The following is a 9,515-nucleotide window of genomic DNA, read 5'->3' on the forward strand; positions in this document are numbered from 1 at the left end:
CGAACTGGGCTACTGGTCAGGCCAAGTGTAGCCGCCCGCCAGGGGATGGGAACCGTACTCCGGCCCGGCGAGATCGCCAATTCTGTTTGCAGCGCGAGGGGTTGACGGCCCCATTGGTCTATGCCACCTTCATCCAGCATTAAGAGCCGAGCTGACCAGTGGGCTTCACTGGTCAGGTGGTCAGGTCTTGCTCTCTCCGAGGTGAATCGTGAAGTACCGCCTGCTTGCCGGTAGTTCCGCACTTGTCATGGCCGCCACGCTCAGCGCCTGCGGCGGCTCCGCCGACGAGGGCGGCGACGGACCCACGACGGTCGACGTCTGGCTGATGCGTGACAGCGTCTCGGCCGCCTTCCAGAAGGAGTTCGTCAAAGGCTTCGAAGCCGAGCACCCCAAGATCGAGGTCAAGGTCCAGATCCAGGAGTGGGACGGCATCGGCGAGAAAATCACCGCCGCGCTGGCCAGCAACGACGCTCCGGACGTGATCGAGGTGGGCAACACCCAGGTGGCACAGTTCGCCGCGAGCGGCGGCCTGCTCGACCTCAGCGACAGCAAGGCGAAGCTCAAGGGCGAACACTGGCTCAAGGGCCTGGCCGAGCCCGGCGCGTACGAGGGAAAGCAGTACGGCATCCCCTACTACGCGGCGAACCGCGTCGTCATCTACCGCACCGACCTGTTCAAGAAGGCCGGCGTCGATGCCGCCGCGATCAAAACACGCGAGCAGTGGGTCAAGGCGACCGAGAAGCTGAACAAGGGCGGCACGCAGGGCATCTATCTGCCCGGACAGATGTGGTACGCGCTCGGCGGCTTCATCTGGGACGAGGGCGGCGACTTCGCCACCAAGTCCGGCAGCAAGTGGAAGGGCACCCTGGACACCCCCGAGGCCCTGCGCGGCATGGAGTTCTACCAACGCCTCCAGGCGCTGGGCAAGGGCCCCAAGGACGCCGACGAGGACGATCCGCCGCAGGCCCAGGTGATGGCCAAGGGCCAGGTGGCCCAGGTCATCTCCACCCCGGGCGGCGCCAACGCCGTCATCGAGAACAACCCCGGACTCAAGGACAAGCTGGGCTTCTTCCCGATCCCGGGCAAGAACGCCGACACGCCGGGCGCCGTCTTCACCGGCGGTTCCGATCTGGTCATCCCCGCCGCGGCGGGTGACTCCGAGGAGGCCCTGACACTCATCGGGGAACTGACGGGCGATGCCTGGCAGAAGAAGCTGGCCGTGGCCATGAGCTATGTGCCCAACCGGACCACCCTGGCCTCGGCTGTGGCCGACGACCCCGGCGCCTCCGCGATGGCGGTGGGCGCGGCCAACGGCCACGCCACCCCCAACACGCCCGGCTGGGCCGCGGTGGAGGCCGAGAACCCGATCAAGGACTACATGACCGCGGTCCTCATCGGCGGTGACGCCGCCAAGGAGGCGGCGAAGGCGTCAGCGGCCATCACGCGGGCCATGAACGCCAATTCCTGATCCCTGGTCCCCTTCTCCCTCTCTCCCCCGAGCCCCACTCCATGACTCCGCCTGCCTTGCTGCCCGGAGTCCGTCGAGAGGAGACGTGCCGTGCCGGCCATCCGTGAGCGGTCCGCGCCACGCACTTCCCAGTACCGCACGGATCGCAGCCCCTCGGGACGCTCACCGCGGCGACCGTCCCGGTGGCACCGGCCCGGGCGCAATCTCTGGCCCTACGCCCTGATCGCACCGGCGATCGGCGGCATGCTCTATCTCCTGGTCTACCCGCTGCTGCGGGCCGTGCTGATCTCGCTGCAGGACTTCCGGCTGCGCCAACTGATCGCCGGGGACGCCGAGTTCGTGGGGCTGCGCAACTACCGGGCGCTGCTGTCCGATCCGCGGTTCTGGGAGGTGGTCGCGCGCACCTTCGCCTTCATGGCCGTCAACGTCGTACTGATCATGGGGATCTCCACCCTGGTCGCCCTGATGACCGAGCGGCTGGCCAAGGCGGGCCGCACGGTGGTGCTGTGCGCACTGGTGCTCGCCTGGGCGATGCCCGTGGTCGCGGCCACCACCGTCTTCCAGTGGCTGTTCCACTCCGAATTCGGCGTCGTCAACTGGCTGCTGACCTCGCTCGGCTTCGACTCCTTCGACCGCTACCCCTGGTTCGCCAACGGCGGTGCCGCCTTCGCGATCCTCGTAGCGCTGATCGTCTGGCAGTCCGTGCCGTTCGCCGCGATCACCCTCTACTCGGCGCTCACCACCGTTCCCGCCGAGCTGTACGAATCAGCGCGCCTGGACGGGGCGTCGGGCCCTCGGATCTTCCGCTCGGTCACGTTGCCGATGCTCCGGCCGATCTTCATCCTCGTCTTCTCGCTGGAGGTGATCTGGACGTTCAAGGCGTTCGTCCAGATCTGGGTGATGACCCGCGGAGGGCCGGGCGACGCCACCACGATCCTGCCCGTCTACGCGGTCCAGACAGCGCTCTCCAGCCAGCGCTACGACCTGGGCTCGGCCGCCTCGATGCTCACCGTGATCCTGATGTCCGGGGTGCTCGTCCTCTACTTCCGCCAGATGTTCCGTCAGGAGGACGAACTGCAATGACCCTTCTGCGACCCCGGGTCCGCCGGATTCCGCTGAACGCCGCCGCTGTCATCACCGTCGTGGTCTCTCTCTTCCCCGTGTACTGGATGATCTCGACCGCCTTCAAACCCTCCAGGGACATCCAGTCCGACCACCCCCGACTCCTCCCGCACACCTGGACCCTCGACCACTTCCGCAAGGCCGTACAGGCCGACGGCTTCGAGCTCTTCTGGCGCAACAGCATCCTGGTCACCCTCGCATCGGTGCTGCTGGCGCTGGTGGTCGCGCTGGGCTCGGCCTTCGCCGTCGCGCGGATGCGCTGGAAGGGCCGGCGGCAGTTCATGCTCATGGTCTTCATCGCGCAGATGGCACCGTGGGAATCGCTGATCATCCCCATCTACATCATTTCCCGCGACACCGACATGCTCGACCGGCTGCCGACCCTGACCCTCGTCTACTTCATGGTCACGCTGCCCTTCGCGATCGTCGTGCTCCGGGGCTTCATCGCCACCATCCCGCCCGAGCTGGAGGAGGCGGCGCAGGTCGACGGCTGCACCCGCACCGGGGCTTTCCGGCGGGTGGCCCTGCCCCTGCTCATGCCCGGCCTCCTTGCGACCTCCCTCTTCGGCTTCATCACCGCCTGGAACGAATTCGCCTACGCCAACTTCCTGATCATCAAGGAGCAGGACAACCGCACCCTGCCGGTCTGGCTCTCCTCGTTCCAGAACACCTTCGGCACCGACTGGGGCGCGACCATGGCCGCCTCGACGCTTTTCGCCCTGCCCGCCCTCGTGATCTTCCTGCTGCTCCAGCGCCATGTCACCTCCGGCTTCGCGGCCGGTGCCGTCAAGGGCTGACCCGCGAAGCACCCCCGCCAGGAGCGGGCGCGAACCCCCGACGTTCCCCACCCCGGAGGCCTGCCAGCATGTCCGCATCCCGTCCCGAGCGCTCCCTCCTGCCCCGCCCCCGCAAGGTCACCCCGCGCCCCGGCCGCTTCCTGCTCGACCGGCATACGACCGTACGCGCCCAGCCCGGCACCCACGCGGCGGCAGACCTCCTGCGCACCCTGCTCACCCCCGTCACCGGACTGCCGCTCGCTCCCGCCGCCGACGGACCTCTCGTCCTGGCCCTGGACAGCCGGCTCAGCGGGCTCGGCGAGGAGGGGTACGGGATCACCATCGGGCCCCAGACCCTGGTCCTGCGCGCCCAGCAGCCCACCGGCCTGCTGCGCGGCGTACAGACGATCCGTCAGCTGCTGCCCGCCCGGGCCCTCTCCGGCCGCTCCCCCGACGGCTCCTGGGAGCTGCCCTGCATCGAGATCAGCGACGTGCCGCGCCACCCCTGGCGCGGCGCGATGCTCGACGTCGCCCGGCACTTCCAGCCCGTCGACTACCTGCTCCGCTACGTGGACCTCCTCGCCTTCCACAAACTCAACACCCTCCACCTGCACCTGACCGACGACCAGGGCTGGCGCATGCCCATCGACGCCTACCCCCGCCTGAGCTCGGTCGGCGGCCACCGCAGGGAGTCGATGACCGCGCCGCCGGGCCGGGGCGCCGCGCACTTCGACGGCATTCCGCACTCGGGGACCTATACCAAGCAGGAACTGCGGACCCTGGTCACCTACGCCGCGGCCCGCGGGGTACGGGTCGTCCCGGAGATCGAGATGCCCGGCCATGTGCGCGCGGCCCTCGCCGCCTACCCGGAACTGGGAAACCACCCCGAGCGCCGCCTGGACGTCTGGACCAGATGGGGCGTGTGCGACACCGTGCTCGGCGTCCACGACCAGGCCCTCGGCTTCTGCCGAACCGTGCTGGAGGAGGTCATGGACCTCTTCCCCTCCCCCTACATCCACCTGGGCGGAGAGGAATGCCCGACCACCGAGTGGGAGAACAGCCCGACGGCCCGCGCCCGCGCGGCGGCCGAAGGACTGAGCGACGCGCGCGCCCTGCACGGCTGGTTCATGGGCCGCATCGGCGCCTTCCTGGTCGAGCGGGGCCGCAGCCCGATCGGCTGGGCCGAGACCGGAACCGAACTGCCCCTGGACTTCACCGTGATGACCTGGCGCGATCCCGCCCACGCCCTGGCCGCCGTCCGCCGCGGCCACCAGGTGGTGACCGCCCATCACCGCGCCACCTACCTCGACTACGCACAGTCCGGCGACGCCGGTGAACCGCCCGGCCAGCCCGGCGCCCCCGTCGGGCTGCGGGCGGTGCACGGCAACGAACCCGCACCCGGCGACTGGGATCCCGGCGACAGCGCCCAAGTGCTCGGCACCCAGGCGCAGTTGTGGACGGAGTACGTGAAGACCCCCGACCGCATCGAATACCTCACCTACCCGCGCCTGTGCGCCCTCGCGGACCGGGCCTGGTCCGGCAGCCGCAGCGACTGGCCCGGATTCCTCGAACGACTGCGCCACCACACCGGCCGCCTTGACGCCCTCGGCGTCCGCTACCGCCCCCTCACGCCACGCCCGCACCCATGACCGCTCCCCCGGCGCAGCGCCGGCCCATCCGGAAGACCCCCACCGTGTTCAGAGAGGAAGACCCATGAGAAAACTCGCCAAGAGCCGTATCCGCGCGGCAGCGGCCGCCGCGCTCACCGCGGCCCTGAGCTGCACCGCGCTGGCCGCGGCGCCCGCCTCCGCCGGCGCCGCCGCGGCCGGCGGGCTGGTCGTCCAGTACCGCACGAGCGCTTCAGGAGCGACGGCCGACCAGAGCGAACCCTGGCTCAAAGTGCGCAACACCGGCAGCTCCGCGGTGCGCCTGAGCGACGTCAAGGTGCGCTACTACTTCAAGGCCGATGCGCCCTCCTCGTCGTATCGCTTCGCCTGTTCCTGGGCGGTCAAGGGCTGCTCCAACATCACCGGCACCTTCGGCACGCTCGCCCACCCCACCGCCACGGCCGACCGGTACCTGGAGGTCGCCTTCACCGACGGGGCGGGCAGCCTGGCTCCCGGCGCGGACACCGGGGACATGCAGCTGCGCTTCCACCAGACGAACTGGCAGCCGCTGCGGCAGAACGACGACTACTCCTTCGGCCCGGAGCGCTCCGCCTACGGCGACTGGCCGCGCGTCACGGCGCACCAGGGCGGAACAACGACCTGGGGCGAAGCACCCGAAGGCAATGACCCGACCGACCCCACCGATCCCACCGACCCGCCCGAGGACGGCCCCACGCTGTTCGACGACTTCAACTACAGCAGCCACACCGACCCGAAGATCGCCGCGCACGGCTGGAACGTCCGCTCCAACTCCGGCGGCCCCGGGGTGCCCGGCGCGACCTGGGCCCCGGACAACGTCACCTTCGCCGCCCAGAACGGCAACTCGGTGATGAACCTGGAGACCTCGACGGCCGGCACGGCCGCCTCCACCGAGCAGACGGAGATCCTCACCAACGCCACCAAGTTCCGCAACGGGACGTACGCGGCCCGCGTGAAGTTCAGCGACGCGCCCCGGTCGGGCCCCGACGGCGACCGCCTCGTCCAGACGTTCTTCACCATCAACGACCTCAAGGCGCCGATGGCGGACGACTACGCGGAATACGACTTCGAGTACCTCCCCAACGGCGGCTGGGGCGAACCGGCCAACATCCTCTACACGACCTCCTGGGAGACCTACCGCCCCGACCCCTGGGAGGCCGTCAACCAGCACAGCGAGGCCCGGCAGAGCTATGCCGGCTGGCACGACCTGGTGGTGACCATCGACAACAACGCCATCACCTACTACGTCGACGGCCAGCACTTCGGCACCCACGGAGCGGCCTATCTGCCCGAGCGGCCCATGTCCATCAACTTCAACCAGTGGCTGATCGACCTCGCGGGCCAGAGCAGCACCACGCCGCGCTCCTACGATCAGCAGGTCGACTATGTGCTGCACGTCAAGGACCAGGTCCTGACCCCCGCCCAGGTGAGCACGCTGGTGGGCGGCTACCGCGCGGCCGGCACGACCTTCGAGGACACGGTGCCGGCCTCCTGACGGGACGCCGGACCCCTCCGTCCGCCCTCTCCTGGCGCAAGCACGGCAATCACCCCGGGAGATAGCCCACCAGCAGCTCCGCCAGCTCCCGGGGCCTGCTGAGCGCCACGCAGTGGCCGCCGCCGATCTCGTCGGCCGTGACACCCAGGCGCTCTCGCGCCAGGCCGCGGAAGAACCCGGGCGGGAAGAAGCGGTCGTCCCCGCACACGATGAACTTCGTGGGGGTGTCGGGCCAGGCCTTCAGCGGCCAGGGCTCGCCACCCGCCCGGGAGCATTCCTCCCGCTCCCTGCGCATCGCCTCCTCGGCCAGCTCGCGCGGCACATCGTGATAGAAGCTCTCGAAGGGATCCTCGATGCCGGACAGGCCCGCTGCTTCCCTGGCCAGGTTGCAGCCGGTCTTCTCCCACCAGTCGTCCGGCCGCTCGCCCGGCGCGGGAATCATCCCGGCCAGCAGGACCAGCACGCCGGCCCCGAGCCGGTCGGCCACCAGCGGCGCGGTGAACGCGCCGTAGGAATGGCCGACGACCACGAGATTCCGCCGCTCGCCGACGGCCTCGACCACCGCATCGACGTAATCGCCGAGCCCGGCGGAAGGCCGGTCCGACGGCAGGTCCGGGGCGACGGTCTCATGTCCCCGCGAGCGCAGCTGGGCTTCGACGAGATGCCAGGACCAGCCGCTGTCGCCGCCGCCGTGGATGAGCACGAATGTTGCCATTGCCCCTGTATACCTGCGGAGTTGCTCCTTCCACACGCCGACCGCGCCAAAGATGTCAGGCGTCCACCCGCTCCGTCAGGCGGACGGTCACGGTGTCCCCTTCCTCCTTGCCGATCGCCTTGCGCACTTCCGCCTTCACCGGCAGCTTGTGCGTGCCGTCTCCCAGGGCCATGAACGAGCTCTGGAACGGATGACTGTCGATCGTGCCCCGGACCTTCACCAGGCCGCGGGTGCCGAAGAACTCGGCTGATTCGGGCCATACGACGTAGGTCCAGCCGCCCTTGTTCGGGCTCTTCTGCAGGATCGCGGTGAACTGCTTGTCCATCATGGGTTCCGCCTGTTCAGAGGCTTTCGATGAGAATGAGGCTGTTGCCGTCCGGGTCACGCACCGCGAACATCGGCGGCACAGCGGGCCCCATGCGCAGCACCTCCGCATCCGCGTCGACCCCGCGGGCGCGCAGTCCCTCGTGATCGGCGTCGGCATCCCGCGTCGCCAGACGGATGCCGGCCGGGACCCCTTCGGGTACGAGCGCGACCGTGGTCGTCGCTCCGGGCGGTGCCACCTCGATCCATCGCCCGTCGCCGAACGGGACGTCCCGGCGCACTTCGAAGCCGAGCTCCTCGACGTAGAACTCCATTGCTTTCTGCTGGTCGGTGACGTGAATCCCGATCGTGGCCACCTGTGTGATGTGCGCGGTCCCGCTCATCCGATGCCTCCGCTCTCTGGTAGTCACCAGTAAGACGCGGGCGGGTGGGCAAACTCATCGCTGGTCACAGAGATCGGCACTAGCGGCGGGTCAGCAGGGCGCAGACGAAGTTCTCCTCCACGGTCCGCAGCCGCTGCAGCAGTTCCGGCTCGGTCGTCTTGTTGACCTGGGTGGTGAGGGAGACGGTCAGTGAGCGCTTGCCGTCCGGGGTGGCCGCGATGAGCTGCGTGTAGCCGGGGAAGTTGCCCGTGTGGCCGTACACCACGCCGCAGCGGGTGGTGTAGCGGAAGAGGGCCAGGCCGGCTTTGTTCCTGCCGGGGCCCGCGGGCTCGGATGCGCCGTTGACCCACTTGTGCTGCTGGCGGCGCGTCCGGTCGGAGATCAGCTTTCCGCCGGCGTAGCCGCGGATGAAGGCCGTCATGTCCTTCGGCGTCGAGATGATGCCGCCCGAGGCCCACACGCCCGACGCGCTCAGCACCTCGCTGAGGTCCTCGGGCGGGTTGGGCGGAGTGACGTCGTAGCCGTGCATGTACGGCCGGGGCATCCGGTAGCCCTGCGGCAGGCTGGTGCTGCGCAGGCGGAGGGGATGGTAGACGAGTTCGGCGAGCAGATCTTCGTAGCGGCTGCCCGTCACCGCTTCCGCCATCAGCGCCACGGCGATGTTGTCGGAGTTGGAGTAGGTGTACCGGGCCCCCGGAGGGAACACCAGCGGCTCATCGGCCACGAAGTCCAGCAGGCGGCGGGAGTTGAAGTGGCGGCGCGGATTCTTGGTCACCAGGGCCAGGAACTTGCGGTCCGCGCTGAAGTCCGGCAGTCCGCTGGTGTGGTTCAGGAGCTGTCGCAGCGTCACCCGGTGCCATGCGCGCGGCAGCCAGGGAAGCACCTTGCCGATGGTGTCGTCAAGGCGCAGCTTGTGGTGGTCGACGAGCTTGAGGGCGACCGCGCCGCTGTACGCCTTGGCCGTACTGGCGATGCGCATGTGGTCGCGGGCCTTGATCGGGCGGTCGGTGCCGGTCCGGGCGACGCCGGCCCGGTAGACCTTGGTGTGGGGCCCGCGCTTGAGGACGGCGATCGCGCCGGGCGGCCCGCCGGGCGCGGCGGTCAGTTCCTGCAACTGCCGTCGCAGGGCCCGGTCGCCGTCTGCGGGATGATCCGCGCCCCGGGCCGGGGCCTGCACGAGGCCGGCCATGCAGGAAGCGGCCAGTAGAGCGACCAGGGGGAGGCGGAGCTGCGGAGAGCCGGGGACGGGCACGGAAGGACTCCTGAGACGTGAGCGCGGTGGGACGTCAGAACGACCAGCTGCCGTCAGGGCATGTGGTCTTCCGGACCCGCAGGTCTCCCAGCACCAATGTGCTTGTCACCAGGGCCTCTTCCGATTCATCCCATAACAGGATGTACAGAAACAAACAGCTGGCCGAAGTCCTACGCGACGCGGCCGTACTGCACCTCAATGAGTGACAAGGCGGGCCCGGCCCCCTGCTTGCCGACAGACATCGGCCCCGTGAACCACTGATCCCGCAATCGCGCGCGGTTGCCCGCACCGCCCCCGGCGTGCGGTGTGCCCCCACCACCCGGTGGGGGCACAC

9 protein-coding genes are annotated in these 9,515 nt (G+C 69.4%); 5 read left to right on the forward strand and 4 right to left on the reverse strand.

The features are described from left to right. The first annotated feature begins 208 nt into the window (after positions 1-208). The 5 genes from ACWFR3_RS41800 to ACWFR3_RS41820 all read left to right on the forward strand — a co-directional run bounded on the left by ACWFR3_RS41800 (position 209) and on the right by ACWFR3_RS41820 (position 6,507). Positions 209-1,468 (forward strand): extracellular solute-binding protein, encoded by a 1,260-nt coding sequence (locus ACWFR3_RS41800; protein WP_453739960.1) that lies wholly within the window; start codon positions 209-211, stop codon positions 1,466-1,468. A gap of 90 nt (positions 1,469-1,558) precedes the next feature. Continuing rightward, entirely contained in the window at positions 1,559-2,551 is a 993-nt protein-coding gene (locus ACWFR3_RS41805) for a carbohydrate ABC transporter permease (RefSeq protein WP_453739961.1), read from the forward strand. Beyond that, positions 2,548-3,387, forward strand: coding sequence for a carbohydrate ABC transporter permease (locus tag ACWFR3_RS41810; protein WP_453739962.1), 840 nt, complete (start codon positions 2,548-2,550; stop codon positions 3,385-3,387). The genes ACWFR3_RS41805 and ACWFR3_RS41810 overlap by 4 nt, the downstream gene beginning before the upstream one ends. Positions 3,388-3,455: 68 nt before the next feature. Next, positions 3,456-5,015, forward strand: coding sequence for a beta-N-acetylhexosaminidase (locus ACWFR3_RS41815; RefSeq protein WP_453739963.1), 1,560 nt, complete (start codon positions 3,456-3,458; stop codon positions 5,013-5,015). A gap of 64 nt (positions 5,016-5,079) precedes the next feature. Then, on the forward strand, positions 5,080-6,507 hold the full coding sequence (locus tag ACWFR3_RS41820; protein WP_453739964.1) for a cellulose binding domain-containing protein: 1,428 nt from the start codon (positions 5,080-5,082) through the stop codon (positions 6,505-6,507). Positions 6,508-6,556: 49 nt separating this feature from the next. Here ACWFR3_RS41820 and ACWFR3_RS41825 read toward each other — a convergent pair whose 3' ends face one another. From ACWFR3_RS41825 to ACWFR3_RS41840, 4 genes are all read right to left on the reverse strand, one after another. Next, positions 6,557-7,222 (reverse strand): alpha/beta fold hydrolase, encoded by a 666-nt coding sequence (locus ACWFR3_RS41825; RefSeq protein ID WP_453739965.1) that lies wholly within the window; start codon positions 7,220-7,222, stop codon positions 6,557-6,559. 55 nt (positions 7,223-7,277) lie between these two features. Continuing rightward, a complete protein-coding gene (locus ACWFR3_RS41830) occupies positions 7,278-7,547 on the reverse strand; it encodes a DUF1905 domain-containing protein (RefSeq protein WP_453739968.1) in 270 nt (89 codons plus the stop codon). A 16-nt stretch (positions 7,548-7,563) separates the two neighbouring features. Next, a complete protein-coding gene (locus ACWFR3_RS41835) occupies positions 7,564-7,929 on the reverse strand; it encodes a VOC family protein (RefSeq protein ID WP_453739966.1) in 366 nt (121 codons plus the stop codon). A 79-nt stretch (positions 7,930-8,008) separates the two neighbouring features. Beyond that, the gene (locus ACWFR3_RS41840; RefSeq protein ID WP_453739967.1) at positions 8,009-9,118 is read right to left on the reverse strand and encodes a serine hydrolase domain-containing protein; all 1,110 of its coding nucleotides are present in this window, start codon (positions 9,116-9,118) and stop codon (positions 8,009-8,011) included. Between the last annotated feature and the right edge of the window lie 397 nt (positions 9,119-9,515).

It is taken from the genome of Streptomyces sp. NPDC055189, from assembly GCF_053606765.1.